Consider the following 16,098-nt stretch of genomic DNA (forward strand, 5'->3'; position numbering starts at 1 on the left):
CCGGGTAGCTCCGCTACGACGGGCCTTCGCCCGGCACGCCGATAGCACGCACCGAACGACGCGACGGGGCAAACCTTGCCGGGCACGGCACTAGGAGTCTTGACACGCCAATTGTTAGCGTTAACACTCTGGTAACACGCTTGGAGGGCCCGGTTTCTGGGCTCCCGGCGCCCCCCACCCATGGACCAGGGAGTCCGCCATGCCGACTCACTCCTTCAGCCGCCGCACTGTCATCAAGGTGACCGGTGCGGCGGCCGTGGCCGTCGCCGCCGGACCGGTGCTCGCCCCCGGCACCGCCGTGGCCGAGACCGATCCGGTCACGGCCGACGCCGGAGTGTCCACCCTCCCGTTCCGGCTCGGGCAGGTCAGACTCACCGGCGGCCGCTGGCTGGAGAACCAGAACCGCACCCTGGCCTACCTCCGCTTCGTGGACGTCGACCGCCTGCTCTACAACTTCCGCGCGAACCACAAGCTCTCCACCAACGCGGCCTCCCCGAATGGCGGTTGGGACGACCCCGCGTTCCCGTTCCGCACCCACGCGCAGGGCCACTTCCTCTCCGCCTGGGCCCAGGCCTACGCCGCGCTCGGCGACACCACCTGCCGCGACAAGGCCAACCTGATGGTGGCGGAACTCGCCAAGTGCCAGGCCAACAACGCCGCCGCGGGCTTCTCGGCCGGCTACCTCTCCGGCTTCCCGGAGTCCGACTTCGCCAACCTGGAGGCCGGGCGCTCGACCGGCGGGAACGTGCCGTACTACTGCGTGCACAAGACCATGGCCGGCCTGCTCGACGTCTGGCGCCTGATGGGCAGCACCCAGGCCCGGGACGTGCTGCTCGCCCTGGCCGGCTGGGCCGACCGCCGCACCGCCGCGCTGAGCTACGCCACCATGCAGTCGGTGCTGGGCACCGAGTTCGGCGGCATGAACGAGGTGCTGGCCGACCTGTCGCTGCAGTCTGGTGACAGCCGCTGGCTGACGGTGGCCCAGCGCTTCGACCACGCCTCGGTCTTCGATCCGCTGGCCGCCAACCAGGACCGGTTGAACGGGCTGCACGCCAACACCCAGGTGCCCAAGTGGATCGGCGCCGCGCGCGAGTACAAGGCCGGCGGCGCCGCCCGCTACCGCGACATCGCCACCAACGCCTGGGCCATCACCACCTCCGCGCACACCTACGCGATCGGCGGCAACAGCCAGGCCGAGCACTTCCGCGCCCCGAACGTGATAGCCGGTCAGCTGGTCTCCGACACCTGTGAGCTCTGCAACTCCTACAACATGCTCAAGCTGACCCGGGAGCTCTGGCAACTCACCCCCGACCGGGCGGACTACTTCGACTTCTACGAGAAGGCGCTGCTCAACCACGTCATCGGCGCGCAGAACCCTTCGGACCCGCACGGCCACGTCACCTACTTCACCCCGCTCAACCCGGGCGGCCGCCGGGGCAAGGGCCCGGCCTGGGGCGGCGGCACCTGGAGCACCGACTACGGCACCTTCTGGTGCTGCCAGGGCACCGGCATCGAGTCCAACACCAAGCTGATGGACTCGGTGTACTTCCAGGACGGCACCACCCTGACGGTGAACCTGTACGTCCCCTCGGAGCTGAGCTGGACCGAACGCGGCATCACCGTCACCCAGACCACCGCGTACCCGGCCGAGGACACCATCACCTTCAAGGTCGCCGGCTCGGTGAGCGGCAGCTGGTCGATGCGGCTGCGCATCCCCGCCTGGACCACCGGCGCCACGGTCAGCGTCAACGGCACCGCCCAGTCCATCACCACCACCCCGGGCAGCTACGCCACCCTGACCCGATCCTGGACCTCCGGCGACACCGTCACCCTCAAGCTCCCGATGAAGGTGACGGTGCAGGCCTCCAACGACAACTCGGCCGTGGCGGCGGTGACTTACGGCCCCGCCGTGCTGGCCGGCAACTATGGCAGCAGCACTCTCTCCGCCCTGCCGGTGCTGGACCCCAGCTCGATCACCCGCACCAGCACCACCGCGCTCGCCTTCACCGCGACGGCTGACGGGGCGTCGGTCGGGCTCGGCCCGTTCCACGAGGCGCAGGGCTTCAACTACACCGTCTACTGGCGCACCGGCGCCGGCGGCACCGGCTTCCGGCTGCTCAACGCGGCCAGCGGCCTGGTCCTCGGCATCCAGAACATGTCCACCGCCGACGGCGGCCTCGCCCTCCAGTGGAACGACTCGGGCACCGCCGACCACAACTGGATCCCGGTGGTGGACGGCAGCACGCTGCGGCTGCGGAACGCCAACAGCGGCAAGGTGCTCGGCGTGAAGGACATGTCCACCGCTGACAACGCCACCGTCCTCCAGTGGTCCGACAGCGGCACCGCCGACCACCGCTGGACGGTGGTGGACGCCGGCAACGGCTACCACAAGCTCCAGAACGCCAACAGCGGCAAGCTGCTCGGCATCGCGGGCGCCTCCACCTCCAACGGCGCCTTCGCCGTGCAGGTGCCCGACAGCGGGGCCGCCTCCGCCCAGTGGCAGTTCGTGCCCGACGGCGCCCGGAAGATCCAGAACGTGGCCAGCGGGCGGGTGCTCGGCGTGCAGGCCATGTCCACCGCCGACGGCGGCCTGGTCATCCAGTGGGACGACAACGGGACCTGGGACCACCTCTGGACCGCCGTGGTCGACACCGGCGGCTACCTGCGGCTGCGCAATTCCAACAGCGGCAAGGTGCTCGGCGTGGAGAACGGCGCCACCGCCAACGGCTCCCGGCTGGTCCAGTGGGCCGACAACGGCGCCGCGGACCACCGCTGGCGCCTGCGGCACGCGGGTGGCGACACCTTCAAGATCCAGTGCGCCAACGGCGGGCGGGTCCTCGGCGTCTCCGGCGCCTCGACCGCCAACGGTGCCCAGGTCGTGCTCTGGGACGACAACGGCACCAACGACCACCTCTGGCGCTTCGTCTGATCCGCCGTCAGGCCGCCCCCGCCCGCCGGGCCGGGGGCGGCGGGTAGACCGCCGGATGAAAATCCTCGGATCGCACCGCGCCCTGTCCGGAGCCGGTTCGGCCCGCTGCTGGCGGGGGTCGCCACCTTGGCGGCCGGGATCGGCCTGCTGCTCGCCCTGGTCGCCCGCCGCAGCCGGCAGGACTGACGGCGGCCGCCGACGCCGAGGGCGTCCCACCTGGAGCGATCCGGGCGGGGCGCCCTTTGGGGTAGGGCAGGGGAACGCCCTGTTAACGCTCACAGAACCTTTCCCGGTGGGATGGGCGGGAACTGGTAAAAGCCCAGGTCAGCGCCTGATCGGGCGTCAGAGGCGCCGTTGACTGGACAAGTTCACGCCCATAGCCTCCGGTCACCGCCCCAGCTTCCCTGATCGGAGCGCTCATGCCCGCTGCCCGCTGCGCCCTCGCCGCCACGGTGCTCGCCGCCACCCTCGGCCTCGCCACCACCACCGGCGCCCACGCCGAGACCGCCCCCGCCCCGGCCTCCGGCACGTTCACGGTGCTCAGCTACAACGTGGCCGGACTGCCCCAGGTGCTCTCCAGCGCCTCCACCGACCGGGCGGCCAGCACCACCGCGATCGGCCAGCGGCTCGGCCCGTACGCGATCGTGAACGTGGAGGAGGACTTCAACTACCACGCCGCGCTGTACGCCGCCGACACCACGCACCCCTACCGGACCCCCACCAGCGGGGGAGCGGCGATCGGCAGCGGGCTCAACACCCTCTCCCAATTCCCCTACGACACGGACGACTTCGAGCGGGTCAAGTGGGACACCTGCTACATCGGCTCGGGCGACTGCCTGACCCCGAAGGGCTTCACCTTCCTGCGGACCCGGCTGGCCGAGGGCGCCTACCTGGACGTCTACAACCTGCACACCGACGCCGGGACCGAGCCCGGTGACCTGACCGCCCGGGCCGCCAACCTGGCCCAGCTCTCCGCCTTCGTGCAGAGCCACTCGGCCGGGAACGCGGTGCTGGTGATGGGTGACACCAACACCCGCTACACCCGGGCCGAGGACACCATCGGCGCCTTCGCCGCCGCCAACCAACTCACCGACGCCTGGGTGCAGTTGGAGCGCGGAGGCGTTGCCCCCGCACCCGGCGCCCCGGCGCTGCTCTGCGACGAGAACGCGGTCACCGACACCTGCGAGGTGGTCGACAAGGTGCTCTACCGGGGCAGCCGCCAGCTCTCGCTCAGCGCGACCTCGTACACCAACAAGCACGCCGACTTCGTGAACGCCGAGGGCAAGATGCTCTCCGACCACTTCCCGGTCGCGGTCGGTCTCAGCTGGAGCGAGAGCGCCGACTACCGCGGCTCCGAGCAGTTCGGCGGCCCGCACGGCGACCACTTCAACGACCTGCCCGCTGTCCCGGCCGGCGCCCGGGCCACCGTGCTCACCCTGCGCGGCGCCTCCCGGCTGGACCAGGTCGGCCTGACCCTGGCGAACGGCACCGCGCTCACCCACGGCGGCACCGGCGGCACCGCCGTCTCGCTCACCCTCGGCACCGGCGAGTACCTCAACTCGGCCGTGCTGTGCCGGGGTTCGTACAACGGCCGCACCCGGATCTTCCGCGCCCAGTTCACCACCAACCTGGGCCGCACGCTGGCCGCCGGCACCACCACCGGCGACTGCGTCACCCGCACCGCGCCGGACGGCTGGCAGATCGCCGGGTTCACCGGCCGGGCGGGCGGCGAGGTCGACAAGCTCGGCCTGCTCTACACCCGCCGCTGACACCTCCCCCCGACCCCAGAACAGAGAACGGCCATGACGAACCTCAACACAATGGACCGGCGCGGCTTCCTGCGCGCCTCGACCGGCGCCTCCGCCGCCCTGGTCGCCGCCCCCACCGCCTTCGGCTGGCTGGCCAACCCGGCCAAGGCGGCCGCCGCCACCGCGCCCGCCGCCACCGCGCCCGCCCCCTTCGTGGACGCCTACCGGACCAACACCCCCGCCGACCTCACCCCCCAGGGCAACGCGGCGGTCCGCATCCTCGGCGGGATGAGCAAGGTCTGGAAGACCGGCCCCACCTGGGACACCGGCTCCCCGCTGATGGCCGACCTGCTGCGCGCCAACATGCGCTACTGCGCCCGGATCACCGCCACGCGCACCGACGCCGAGGCCCGGCTGGCGTTCATCATCGACCGCCAGCACCAGAGCTACTCGGTGATCGCCGGTCTCGGCCCGCTCGCTGAGCTCTACAAGGCCGGCGCCAAGGCCGTCACCAGCATCACCTCGGCTCCGGACGGAACCCCGGCGACCAAGATCGACGAGACCGTCCCGGCCGACGCCCCGCCCGGCTCCTCGCTCGGCGCGGGCTCGCCCGACTCCGAACTCGGCCAGGTGGTACGCCTGGTGAACACGGTGCGCGGCCCCTTCGCCTCCGGCAACCCGAGCAAGTCCGCCTACCGCTACCCGCGCCCCTGGCGGATGACGGAGGACTCCACCGTCGTCGACACCGGGGCCAAGGACGCCTACGGCTACCCGGTCTACCGCTCGGAGGTGATCGTCGCCCCGCAGCTGCTGCGCCAGCGCAGCACCACCCCGGCCGAGGACGGCGGCTACCCGAGCGGCCACACCAACGCCCTGCACATGTCCGCCCTGGCGCTCGCCTACGCGGTGCCCGAGCGCTTCCAGGAGCTGGTCGCCCGGGCCTTCGAGCTCGGCCACACCCGGATCGTGGCCGGGATGCACTCGCCGGTCGACGTGATCAGCGGCCGCACGCTGGCCACCGCGCTGACCGCCGCCACCCTGGCCGACCCGGTCAACGCCGAACTCAAGGCCGCCGCAAGGGCCCAGGCACTGGCCTACTTCCAGGACCGGACCGGCTCCACCGCCGACACCCTGTACGCCCGCGCGCACTCGGCCGCCCCCGGCACCGACCCGTACGCGGACCGTGAGGCCAACGCGGCGGCCGTCCGGCACCGGCTCACCTACGGGCTGCCGCGCCGCGGCCGCGCGGTGCCGATGACCGTCCCCAAGGGCGCGGAGGTGCTGCTGGAGACCCGGCTGCCCTACCTCGACGCCGCCCAGCGCAGGGAGGTGCTGCGCAGCACCGCCCTTCCCTCCGGCCACGCGCTGCTCGACGGCCCCGAACTCTGGGGCCGGCTCGACCTGTTCACCGCCGCCGACGGCTACGGCACCTTCGACCGGGACGTCCGGGTCACCATGTACGCCGCCCGCGGCGGCTTCGCGGCGGCGGACAGCTGGCGCAACGACATCGACGGCGCCGGCGGCCTGACCAAGCTCGGCACCGGCGCCCTCACCCTCACCGGCACCAACCGCTACACCGGCGCGACGGTGGTCCGCGAGGGCGTCCTGACGGCGGGCTCCCGGGACGCCCTCGGGCGCGGCGACCTCCGCTTGGCGGGCGGCACCCTGCGCCTGGACCAGCGGCGCGGCAGCGTCCGGGTGCACGGCGACTACGCGCAGACCGGCTGCGCCACCCTGGAGGTGACGCTCCGCCAGGACCGCGACCCCGCCCTCCGGGTGGCCGGCCGCGCGGCGCTGGCCGACGACAGCACCCTGGTCCTCCGCCTCGCCGGCTGGACGCCGAAGCACGACACGGAGCTGACCGTCGTGGACAGCCGCTCCCTCCGCGGCCGCTTCACCACCATCCGCGTGGACGCCCCGGGCTACCGGGCCTTCCCGCTCTACACCCACCAGGGCCTCCGCGTCCGGCTGACCCGCGCCTGACGGCACGTCACCCCCACGGCCCGCCGCACCCGTCGGTGCGGCGGGCCGTTCGGACTTCCGGCGGTCAGGAGGGGTCGTACGCCTCGGTCCGCAGGTCGAGGCGCGCGGTCAAGACGATCTGGTCCGAACAGCCCCTACCGGACATCCGGTAGCGCCTCCGTCAGGCCGGGGTGCTGACGATCCGTTCGAAGAAGAACTCGTGCTTGAGGAAGGACACGTCGTACTCGTGGCCCGGGTACGGCGGGATCAACTGCGAGGCCTGGAACAGCCGCCAGCCGTCCCGGAGCGCCGCCACCCCCGTCTCGTACGGCGGCTCGTCGCTGTCGCCGGTGGTCGGCTGGGTCTGTCCGGTGCCGTCGTAGCGGGCCCAGCCCCGTACGTAGGAGTCCAGGGCGGAGGTGTCCAGGTAGAGCACCAGTACCTGCTGGCGGGCCGTGCCGTCGGTCATATCGCCATCTCCTTCGGGCGGTTGGAGACCCTGGTCACCCAGTGGTCGAGGTCGAAGCCGTCGTCACCGGTCAGTTCGCGCCAGAGCAGGATGCGGTTGTAGCGCTCCAGCCGGCCGGTGGCTCCCTCGTACCAGGGGAAGACCGCGTCCAACTCCCGCCGCACCTGCGGGTCGTGGAGGTCCGAGGTGTCCCAGAGCCGCTGCTGGCGCACCGTCGGGTTGAAGCGGATCTTGAACATGTAGCGGAGGACGCCGCTGTCGTTGCGGCGGCCGCCGTGCCAGATCCCGTGGTGCAGAAACACCACCGTCCCGGCCGGGCAGACCAGCCGGTCCTGACCGCGCAGGTTCTGGTAGCGGCCGGTGTCCGACTCGTTGATCCGGCGTAGGTGGCTGCCCGGGACGGTCAGGGTGCCGCCCATCTCCAGCGTCACCGCCTGCGGGTAGTACATGAGTTGGACGTCGAAGGCGTCCGGCCGGACGTCGATGACGGCGTCCCCGTGCAGCGGCTGGGCCTCGCCGCCGTGCGGCTCGCGGGTGTGCACGAAGTGGTGGTCCACCGTCGGCTCCGGACCCACCAGGCTGTGCAGTGCCCCGGCGACCTGCGGCAGCGCGAGCAGCCGCCGGACGAAGGACCCCTCCGGGTAGGCGGCCGACACCGGCGTCCCGTACGGCACCGGCGGCACGTCGTCCGCCAGCACCGCCAGGCCCTCCGCGTTCATCTCGGGCGGGACCACCGCGTCCAGCCGCAGCGCCCCGCGAGCGACGAAGCTCGCCATCTGCGCCGAGCCGAGCAGTACTTGGCTGTTTTCCATGACGGCCACGCTAGGCGTGCCCGGCGGCGCTCCGGGTGGGACGTGCTCACCCTCCACTGGTCGATTCTCACCCTGCCCGGCCGCCGCCGTCCTGCCCCTCGCCGGGCTGCCGCAGGGTCACGGCCTGCGGATCGGCGCGAGCGCGGACGTGGTAGAACACTCGATCATGCAGACGGTCGCCGTCCACCTCGACCAGCCCCCGGAGCTCGCCGCCGTCGGGCGGAGCGTGCACGGGCCGGCCGGGCAGGTGGACGTGTTCTCGCTACCGGACCTCTGGCAGTTCCATCTCTACGGCTACCACGCCGACTTGACGGTGGACGGGACGCCGCACCTGATCCGCCCGGGCTGGGTCAGCCTGGTGCCGCCAGGCACGGAGGTCCGCTACCGGTACCGGGGGCGCTCCGAGCACCTGTACGCGCACCTGCGGCTGCGTGCCTCCGGCACGCCGACGAGCGTCCCGGTGATCCAGCCCGCCGGTCCCGAACTCTCTTTCCTCACCGCCCAGTTGAACCAGGCCGTGGCGGCCTGGCCGCACACCCCGGCCCGCGCCGTGGCGGAGGTCTGGGGTGCGCTGTGGCGGGCCGCCCGGCTCGGTCCGCCGCAGGAGCGCAGCGCGGTGGCCGTGCACCCGGCGGTGACGGCGGCGGTGGCGCTGATCGAGGCGCGGCTGTCCGAGCCGCTGGCGGTACCGGAGATCGCCCGGGAGGTCGGTGTCTCGCACAACCACCTGACCCGGCTGTTCCGGGCCGCCACCGGCGAGACGGTGGTCGGCTACCTGCGGTCCCGGCGGATGGAGCGGGCCCGGCACTTCCTCCAGGCCACCACGCTCTCCATCCCGGCGGTGGCCGCCTCGGTCGGCATCCCGGACCTCCAGGCGTTCAACAAGACCTGCCGCCGCGAACTCGGGGCGTCCCCGCGAAGTGTCCGGGCCGCCCGGCCGTAGAGGCTTCGAAAGTTTCGGTGGCATTTCATCGGCCCGCCACGGTGATTCGATCGCACCCGCGGCTGAATCTGGCCGCTGGATCGGCCTCCGACCGCACTGGCCTGCCCTGTTGTCGGTCTCCGGACCTCCGACGCCGATGCGAATCTTTCGTCACATGTGTCGAATGTATTGACAGCAGATGACGGGTGGGCACACTGGTCGTCATCGGCGCCGCCCCCACGGCCCGGTGTTCTCAACTGTTTTGCCGCTTCACCGCGTTGAGCGATCCCGCCCCGAGCCGGCCCGCTCCGCGCCGCACGCACCCCACGGCGTACACGAAGAGGAAGTAGGCACATGGACACGATCGTTCGAACCGAGGCCCCGGGACCCGGCGGCATCCGACGGTTCGTCAGGACCACCTGCACCCTGCTGATGGCGCTGCTCGTCGCGCTGACGCTCCCGGTCTCGGCCGCCCACGCCGACACCGTGGTGACCTCCAACCGGACCGGCACCGACAACGGCTACTACTACTCGTTCTGGACCGACAGCCCCGGCTCGGTCTCCATGAACCTGAGCGCCGGCGGCCACTACAGCACCCGGTGGAGCAACACCGGCAACTTCGTCGCAGGCAAGGGCTGGGCCACCGGCAGCCGCCGCGCGGTGACCTACTCCGGCAGCTTCAACCCGTCCGGCAACGCCTACCTGACGCTCTACGGCTGGTCCACCAACCCGCTGGTCGAGTACTACATCGTCGACAACTGGGGCACCTACCGCCCCACCGGCACCTTCAAGGGCACCGTCACCAGCGACGGCGGCACCTACGACATCTACCAGACCACCCGGTACAACGCGCCCTCCATCGAGGGCAACAAGACCTTCAACCAGTACTGGAGCGTCCGGCAGAGCAAGCGGACCGGCGGCACCATCACCACCGGCAACCACTTCGACGCCTGGTCCCGGGCGGGCATGCAGCTCGGCACCATGAACTACATGATCCTGGCGACCGAGGGCTACCAGAGCAGCGGCAGCTCCGACATCACCGTGGACTCCGGCTCGACCGGCCCTGGTCCCGGCCCGGGCCCGGGCAGCTGCTCCGCCACCCTCTCGGCCGGCCAGTCCTGGGGCGACCGCTACAACCTCAACGTCGCGGTCAGCGGCTCCAGCAACTGGACCGTGACGATGAACGTGCCGTCCCCGGCGAAGGTCCTGTCCACCTGGAACACCGCGACCAGCTTCCCGAACGGGCAGACCATGGTGGCCACGCCGAACGGCAACGGCAACACCTTCGGGGTGACGGTCCAACCCAACGGGAACTGGACCTGGCCCGCCGTCTCGTGCAGCGCCGCCTGATGCGCGGGCTTCTGACGCGCCGTCCGGTGGGCGTTCGGGTGCGCGGGCTGCCGGGCCGTGTGCTGCTGGGCCGTGTGTTGCTGGGCCGCGCGCTGCGGCCGCTGCTGACCGGCGCCGCGGTGCTCGCCCTCGCGGCCGCCTCCACCGTGGCCATGGGCACCCCGCCCGCCCAGGCCGCCTCCTGCTCCGCCGGGTACGTCGGTCTCACCTACGACGACGGGCCGACCACCGGGGCGCAGACCCTGCTGGACTCGCTGCGGCAGAACGGCCTGCGGGCCACGATGTTCAACGAGGGCCAGTTCGCCGACGCCAGGCCGGCCCTGGTCAAGGCCCAGGTGGACGCGGGCATGTGGGTGGCCAACCACAGCTACAGCCACCCGGACATGACCAAGCTGAGCCAGGCTCAGATGGAGTCCGAGATCACCCGGGCCCAGCGGGCGATCGCCCGGGCCGGGGGCGGAACGCCCACCCTGTTCCGCCCGCCGTACGGCGCGACCGACGCCAACCTCAAGGCGGTCGTGGCCAGGCTCGGCCTGCGCGAGATGCTCTGGGACGTCGACTCGCGGGACTGGGACAACGCGAGCACCGACGCGATCGTCGCCGCCGCCGGACGGCTGACCAACGGTCAGGTCATCCTGATGCACGACGGCTACCCCAACACCCTGGCCGCCGTCCCGCGGATCGCCCAGCTGCTGGCCGGCAAGGGGCTGTGCGCGGGGATGATCTCCGCATCCACCGGACGGGCCGTGGCCCCCGGCGGCGGCACTCCCGGCGGCTGCACCGCGACCCTGTCGGCGGGGCAGTCCTGGGGCGACCGGTACAACCTCAACGTGGCGGTCAGCGGCTCCAGCAACTGGACCGTGACGGTGGAGGTCCCGGCCCCCGCCAAGGTGCTGGCCACCTGGAACGTCAGCGCGTCCTACCCCAGCAGCCAGGTCCTGGTCGCCAAGCCCAACGGCAGCGGCAACGCCTGGGGCCTGACGATCCAGCACAACGGCAACACCACCTGGCCGGCCGTCAGCTGCCGGACGGCCTGACCCTGCCCGATCCGGAGAAGTCCGTAGGAGAATTCTTCGAACTCTTCGGCAACCTTTCCGGCCGCCGCGGCAACAGGGGAGTGCAGCACCATCTCCCCTGGACGGACGGAACGGACATGACGGACACACAGCCGGAGCCGCAGAGAACGCGGCGGGCCGCACGGCAGCGGAGGCGCTCACGCAGGATGATGCTGGGCACCACGGCGGCCGTGAGCACGGTGGGCCTGCTGGCCTGCCTCGCGGTGGCGGCCCTGCGCCCCGCCACCGACACCGGCCCGACCGCCGCGGCCGCCGCCACCCCCGTCGTCGGGACCGGGACGGGGGTGGCGGCGTCCGGGTCGCCAACTGCCCCTGTGGCAGCGGATGGTGCGAGCCAGAGCCCGAGCGCGCCGGTGAGTCCGACCACGAGCGGCACGCCGAGTCCGACCGGCAGCCAGAGCTCGAGCCCGAAAGCCACACCGAGCCCGAGCCCGAGCTCCGCCTCGGCCCGGCCCTCGGCGGCCACGTCCCAGTCGGCCACCGGCAACGTGGCCCCGTCGAGCGGACGGATCAGGCCCGGGGCGAGCTACCAGGGTGTGGCCACCGCCTACGAGGCCAAGGACGGCAACGGGGCCTGCCTGTTCGGCCCGGCCGCGGACCTGATGGTGGCCGCGATGAACACCACCGACTACGAGACCTCGCGGGCCTGCGGCGCGTACGTGCTGGTGCGCGCGGCCAACGGCGCCTCGATCACCGTGCGGATCACCAACGAGTGCCCGCTGCCCTGCGCCCCGGGCCAACTCGACCTCAGCCAGGAGGCGTTCGCCAAACTGGCCGACCTCAAGGTGGGCCGCCTCCCGATCACCTGGAGCCTGCTCAGCCCCGGCTCGGTCGGCAACCTGTCGGTCCGGTACAAGACCGGGTCGAGCCAGTACTGGTGCGCCGTCCAGGTGCTCGACCACCGCAATCCGGTCGCCCGGCTGGAGGTGAGCGCGGCCAAGGGCTGGCGGGTGCTGACCCGGACCTCCTTCAACTACTTCCTGGCGGAGGACGGCGACGGGTGCGGCCGCTCGATCCGGATCACCGACATCTACGGGGAGCAGCTGACGGTCGACGGCATCGCGGTCAAACCGGACCTGGTCCAGCGGACCGGGGTGCAGTTCGCGGCGCACTGAGCCGCGGCGGGGCGTGCACCGGATGGGCGCCCAGACCAACAGTGCCTGCTGACTTGACGTTCCGTCAACTGCCCACTGTCCCAAGGGGCTTGTATTTGTTCAGGGCCTTGCTCAATTCGTGACCTGTGGTTAATCTCGCCGAAACCCGCCCGGCCGCCGGTCCGTACCGGAGGCCGGGCGCCGTCCCGGAAGGAACTCTCCATGGCTCCCACACGGCTCCACGGTCGGCGGCCGCGTCATCTCGCGGCCGCCGCACTGCTGTTCGCCGCCTGCACCACCGCGACAGCCGGTGCGACCGCCGAGGCCGCATCGGGCGGCGCCGCGCCGGCCGGCGTCGCAGCGGGCAGCGTTGCAGCGGGCAGTGCCGTGCCCACTCCGCCGCTGGGCTGGAACAGTTGGAACAGCTTCGGGTGCGGCGTCAACGAGTCGCAGGTCCGCCAGGCCGCCGACGCGATGGTGTCCTCGGGCATGAAGGCCGCCGGCTACCAGTACGTCGTCGTCGACGACTGCTGGTTCGACCCGCAGCGTGACGGCGCGGGCAACCTCCGGGCCAACCCGACCAAGTTCCCGGGTGGGATGAAGGCGCTCGGGGACTACATCCACGGCAAGGGCCTGAAGTTCGGCATTTACCAGGCGCCCAACGAGAAGACCTGCGCGCAGGGCGTGGGCACCTACTCCGGCTCCACCGGCAGCAAGGGCCACGAGGCCCAGGACGCCGCCTCGTTCGCCTCCTGGGGCGTGGACTACCTCAAGTACGACTGGTGCTCCTCGGCCGGCACGCTGGACCAGCAGGTCGCGCAGTTCAGCCTCATGCGCGACTCCCTGCGCGCCACCGGCCGCCCGATCGTCTACAGCATCAACCCCAACAGCTTCCACGCCATCACCGGCTCCGCGTACAACTGGGGCCAGGTCGCGGACCTCTGGCGGACCACCGAGGACCTGCTGGACATCTGGCAGAACGGCAACACCAACAGCTACCCGATGGGCGTCGGCAACGTCCTCGACGTCGACGCGCCGCTGGCCGCGCAGTCGGGGCCCGGCCACTGGAACGACCCCGACATGCTGGTGGTCGGCCGCCCCGGGCTGTCGCTCACCGAGTCCCGCTCCCACTTCGCGCTCTGGTCGCTGCTCTCGGCGCCCCTGATAGCGGGCAACGACATCCGCACCATGTCCGCCGAGGTGAGCGACGTCCTGCGCAACCCCCGCCTGCTGGCGGTGAACCAGGACGCGCTCGGCGCGGGCGGGCGCCGGGTGCGCGACGACGGCGACACCGAGGTGTTCGCCAAGCCGCTGTCCGACGGCTCGGTCGCCGTGGGCCTGTTCAACCGGGGCGGCACCACCGCGACGGTCGGTACGACGGCCGCTCAGATCGGCCTCGCCGGAGGGTCGTTCACCCTCACCGACCTGTGGACGGGCGGCACCTCCACCACCTCCGGCCAGATCTCGGCGAGCGTCCCGGCGCACGGTGTCGCGGTGTTCAAGGTGGCCGGCGGCAGCCCGGTCGCCTCCAGCACCGCACGCCTGCGCGGCACCGGCTCGGGCCGCTGCCTGGACGTGGACCGCGCCGCCACCGCGGCCGGGTCGGCGACGCTGCTCTGGGACTGCCACACCTCCGCCAACCAGCTGTGGACCTCCTGGGCGGGCGGCGAGATCCGCGTCTACGGCGACAAGTGCCTGGACGCCTACAACCAGGGCACCACCGCGGGCACCCAGGTCATCATCTGGCCCTGCAACGGCCAGGCCAACCAGAAGTGGACCACCCAGGCCGACGGGTCCCTCCGCAATGCCAACGCCGGCCTGTGCCTGGACGCCGACCACGCGGGAACCGCCAACGGGACCAAGGCCATCCTGTGGACCTGCAACGGCCAGAACAACCAGAAGTGGACCGGCCTCCCGTAACCCGCTCCGCACCGTCGGCGCCGGCCGGCTCAGACCGACCGGCGCCGACGCGTGCGGTGTCCGCCGAACGGGTATCCGAGAGGGTGTCGACGGCGACTACGGGGGGACACGCCATGACGGATGCTCAACTGACCTTACGGCCACAGCTGTTCGTGACGGTGGTGACCTGGGTGGCGGCACCGGCGTGGCTGGCCGGTGCGGTGGCCGCGCTGCTGGCGCCGGGGGCGGGGCCGATGCTGTTCCTGCTGGTGCCGCTGGGCGTGCTGGTCGCCGTGATGGTGGCCGCGGTGGTCCGGCCGCTGCGGCTGACCGTCGGGCCCGAGGGGCTGGTGGTCCGGCTGCCGGGCTGGCCCTCGGAGGCCACCATCCCGTGGGAGTCGGTGACCGGGGTCTCGCTGCTGACGGTGCGGTGGAACGCGGTCGGCCACCTGGTCGCGGTGGTCCGCCTGACGGGCCGTCCGACCGGGTACCCGCGCTACTCCGGCCCGCGCTCGGTCTACGTCCAGGTCGCCCGCCACACCGGGTGGAGCCCGCTGGAGCCCGGCCTCGCCTTCCAAGGCCGGTCCGCAGCACACGAGTTCCCCGCTCTGCTGGCCGCCATCCGCTCCGCCACCGACCCGAAGACCACCCCGGTCGAGGACCGCCGCGACCGTCCGGTCCGGCTCCGCGGACGCTGAGGGACGCTGAGGGAGGAGGTGGATGCGGAGCATCCGCCTCCTCTTCGGACGGAACTCTGGCTAGCCCTGTACATGCTGAGGGACACTCAGGCCGATCGGTTCCGCGTACGGCTCGTTCCCAGAATTGCTAGCGCTAACAAGGGACTTGAACGTGCGACTCCGCCGGCGCCGTGACCACCAAGAAGAACCAGGTCTGGCGCCTGGCCGGCAAGAGCTGAACCACCACAGGGCCGGGCCCGGACCGGCAACCCGGCGCCCGGCCCTGCCCAGCGCCGTTCCTGGTCGCCGCGGTCCGACTGACGGGCCGTCCGGCCGGGTCTCCGCGCTACTCCGGCCCACGGCCAGCCCTCCTCCAGATGGCCCGCCACACCGGGAGGCGCAGCAGCACACGAGTTCCCCGCGCAGCCGGATGTCATGGAGGAGCCGGAGCTGCGGGTAGCGGGGGCGATGCTGGGCATGGAGGCCAGGACCTTCGAGAGCGGGGGCCGGCCGGCTCGCTACTACAGCCATCGCCCGGGCGGAGGTGAGACGGGGCTGTTCCGGCCCCGCCGTCGGGCTCCGCCGTCGATGTCGCGAGCAGGCACTCGACCGGGGCGGTGCGGGGGAAGGGACCTGCACGGGTTCCCGCCACCGTGGGGGCGGGTCAGACCTTGGGGGAGAGGCCGAGGTTGACGCCGTTGGCGGCGCCGACGGAGTCGACGGCGGCCGTGGTGGAGAGGGTCTTCCCGAAGCAGACGGACCAGGAGTTGGCTCCGACTCCGGAGGAGGAGCAGACCCAACTTCCGAGGGAGGCCGAGGAGTTGTAGAGGTCCATGGCGGCCTGGACGGAGAAGAGGCTGGAGCGGTTGTTGCGGACGATCACGGCGCTCTGGACGGCGCCGCCGCCCGCCGACCTGATCGCGCAGACCTGCGCGATCACGTCGGAGGCGACGGCTTTGCTGCCGGCGCAGTGCCAGGTGCTGGAGCTGGAGGTGATCGGGTTGGTGTTGCCGTAGGCGTGCCAGCTTCCGGCGTCGGCGGCCGCGGCGGGGCCGGCGGTCAGCAGGCCCAGGCCGAGAGCGGCGGCGGCGAGTGCGGTGGAGGTGGCGGCCGTTCGGGTGGTGCGCATGTGGTTCTCCTTCGAATGTTCTCCGGAAACT

At 72.0% G+C, this 16,098-nt stretch carries 12 protein-coding genes; 9 read left to right on the top strand and 3 right to left on the bottom strand.

The annotated features are described in order from the left end of the window. Window positions 1-199: 199 nt before the first annotated feature. The 3 genes from ACZ6ZR_RS21810 (at window position 200) to ACZ6ZR_RS21820 (ending at window position 6,660) form a co-directional block, all read left to right on the top strand. A complete protein-coding gene (locus ACZ6ZR_RS21810) occupies window positions 200-2,929 on the top strand; it encodes a beta-L-arabinofuranosidase domain-containing protein (RefSeq protein WP_465644661.1) in 2,730 nt (909 codons plus the stop codon). Between the two features lie 419 nt (window positions 2,930-3,348). Beyond that, window positions 3,349-4,698, top strand: a complete 1,350-nt coding sequence (locus ACZ6ZR_RS21815) for a jacalin-like lectin (RefSeq protein ID WP_465644663.1) — start codon at window positions 3,349-3,351, stop codon at window positions 4,696-4,698. A 33-nt stretch (window positions 4,699-4,731) separates the two neighbouring features. Next, entirely contained in the window at window positions 4,732-6,660 is a 1,929-nt protein-coding gene (locus tag ACZ6ZR_RS21820) for a phosphatase PAP2 family protein (protein WP_465644665.1), read from the top strand. Between the two features lie 160 nt (window positions 6,661-6,820). Here ACZ6ZR_RS21820 and ACZ6ZR_RS21825 read toward each other — a convergent pair whose 3' ends face one another. Together ACZ6ZR_RS21825 and ACZ6ZR_RS21830 are read right to left on the bottom strand one after the other, a co-directional pair. Further along, a complete protein-coding gene (locus ACZ6ZR_RS21825) occupies window positions 6,821-7,108 on the bottom strand; it encodes a hypothetical protein (RefSeq protein WP_465644667.1) in 288 nt (95 codons plus the stop codon). Further along, window positions 7,105-7,920 carry a phytanoyl-CoA dioxygenase family protein gene (locus tag ACZ6ZR_RS21830; protein ID WP_465644669.1) on the bottom strand — a complete coding sequence of 272 codons (816 nt, stop codon included), beginning with the start codon at window positions 7,918-7,920 and terminating at the stop codon, window positions 7,105-7,107. The genes ACZ6ZR_RS21825 and ACZ6ZR_RS21830 overlap by 4 nt, the downstream gene beginning before the upstream one ends. A 166-nt stretch (window positions 7,921-8,086) precedes the next feature. On the opposite strand from ACZ6ZR_RS21830, the gene ACZ6ZR_RS21835 reads away from it, so the two are divergent. The 6 genes from ACZ6ZR_RS21835 to ACZ6ZR_RS21860 all read left to right on the top strand — a co-directional run bounded on the left by ACZ6ZR_RS21835 (window position 8,087) and on the right by ACZ6ZR_RS21860 (window position 14,959). Further along, complete coding sequence (locus ACZ6ZR_RS21835) at window positions 8,087-8,863, top strand: helix-turn-helix domain-containing protein (RefSeq protein WP_465644671.1); 777 nt, start codon at window positions 8,087-8,089, stop codon at window positions 8,861-8,863. Between the two features lie 333 nt (window positions 8,864-9,196). Further along, entirely contained in the window at window positions 9,197-10,192 is a 996-nt protein-coding gene (locus ACZ6ZR_RS21840) for a glycoside hydrolase family 11 protein (protein ID WP_465644673.1), read from the top strand. Between the two features lie 152 nt (window positions 10,193-10,344). Next, entirely contained in the window at window positions 10,345-11,229 is an 885-nt protein-coding gene (locus ACZ6ZR_RS21845; protein ID WP_465644851.1) for a polysaccharide deacetylase family protein, read from the top strand. Between the two features lie 209 nt (window positions 11,230-11,438). Further along, complete coding sequence (locus ACZ6ZR_RS21850) at window positions 11,439-12,383, top strand: expansin EXLX1 family cellulose-binding protein (RefSeq protein ID WP_465644675.1); 945 nt, start codon at window positions 11,439-11,441, stop codon at window positions 12,381-12,383. A gap of 201 nt (window positions 12,384-12,584) precedes the next feature. Continuing rightward, a complete protein-coding gene (locus tag ACZ6ZR_RS21855) occupies window positions 12,585-14,282 on the top strand; it encodes a glycoside hydrolase family 27 protein (protein ID WP_465644677.1) in 1,698 nt (565 codons plus the stop codon). A gap of 113 nt (window positions 14,283-14,395) precedes the next feature. Beyond that, window positions 14,396-14,959 (top strand): hypothetical protein, encoded by a 564-nt coding sequence (locus ACZ6ZR_RS21860; RefSeq protein ID WP_465644679.1) that lies wholly within the window; start codon window positions 14,396-14,398, stop codon window positions 14,957-14,959. Window positions 14,960-15,602: 643 nt separating this feature from the next. On the opposite strand, the gene ACZ6ZR_RS21865 is transcribed toward ACZ6ZR_RS21860, so the two are convergent. Beyond that, window positions 15,603-16,067: a hypothetical protein gene (locus tag ACZ6ZR_RS21865; protein WP_465644681.1), complete on the bottom strand. Its 465-nt coding sequence runs from the start codon at window positions 16,065-16,067 to the stop codon at window positions 15,603-15,605. Window positions 16,068-16,098 lie beyond the last annotated feature (31 nt).

The sequence above is a fragment of the Kitasatospora sp. NPDC088742 genome (genome assembly GCF_055584905.1).

Bases quoted from the DNA above. Each gene is read 5' to 3' on its own strand.
- ACZ6ZR_RS21835 (WP_465644671.1), top strand. From the start codon at position 8,087: ATGCAGACGGTCGCCGTCCACCTCGACCAGCCCCCGGAGCTCGCCGCC.
- ACZ6ZR_RS21855 (WP_465644677.1), top strand. From the start codon at position 12,585: ATGGCTCCCACACGGCTCCACGGTCGGCGGCCGCGTCATCTCGCGGCC.
- ACZ6ZR_RS21815 (WP_465644663.1), top strand. From the start codon at position 3,349: ATGCCCGCTGCCCGCTGCGCCCTCGCCGCCACGGTGCTCGCCGCCACC.
- ACZ6ZR_RS21865 (WP_465644681.1), bottom strand. From the start codon at position 16,067: ATGCGCACCACCCGAACGGCCGCCACCTCCACCGCACTCGCCGCCGCC.
- ACZ6ZR_RS21830 (WP_465644669.1), bottom strand. From the start codon at position 7,920: ATGGAAAACAGCCAAGTACTGCTCGGCTCGGCGCAGATGGCGAGCTTC.
- ACZ6ZR_RS21820 (WP_465644665.1), top strand. From the start codon at position 4,732: ATGACGAACCTCAACACAATGGACCGGCGCGGCTTCCTGCGCGCCTCG.
- ACZ6ZR_RS21860 (WP_465644679.1), top strand. From the start codon at position 14,396: ATGACGGATGCTCAACTGACCTTACGGCCACAGCTGTTCGTGACGGTG.
- ACZ6ZR_RS21840 (WP_465644673.1), top strand. From the start codon at position 9,197: ATGGACACGATCGTTCGAACCGAGGCCCCGGGACCCGGCGGCATCCGA.
- ACZ6ZR_RS21810 (WP_465644661.1), top strand. From the start codon at position 200: ATGCCGACTCACTCCTTCAGCCGCCGCACTGTCATCAAGGTGACCGGT.
- ACZ6ZR_RS21825 (WP_465644667.1), bottom strand. From the start codon at position 7,108: ATGACCGACGGCACGGCCCGCCAGCAGGTACTGGTGCTCTACCTGGAC.
- ACZ6ZR_RS21845 (WP_465644851.1), top strand. From the start codon at position 10,345: ATGGGCACCCCGCCCGCCCAGGCCGCCTCCTGCTCCGCCGGGTACGTC.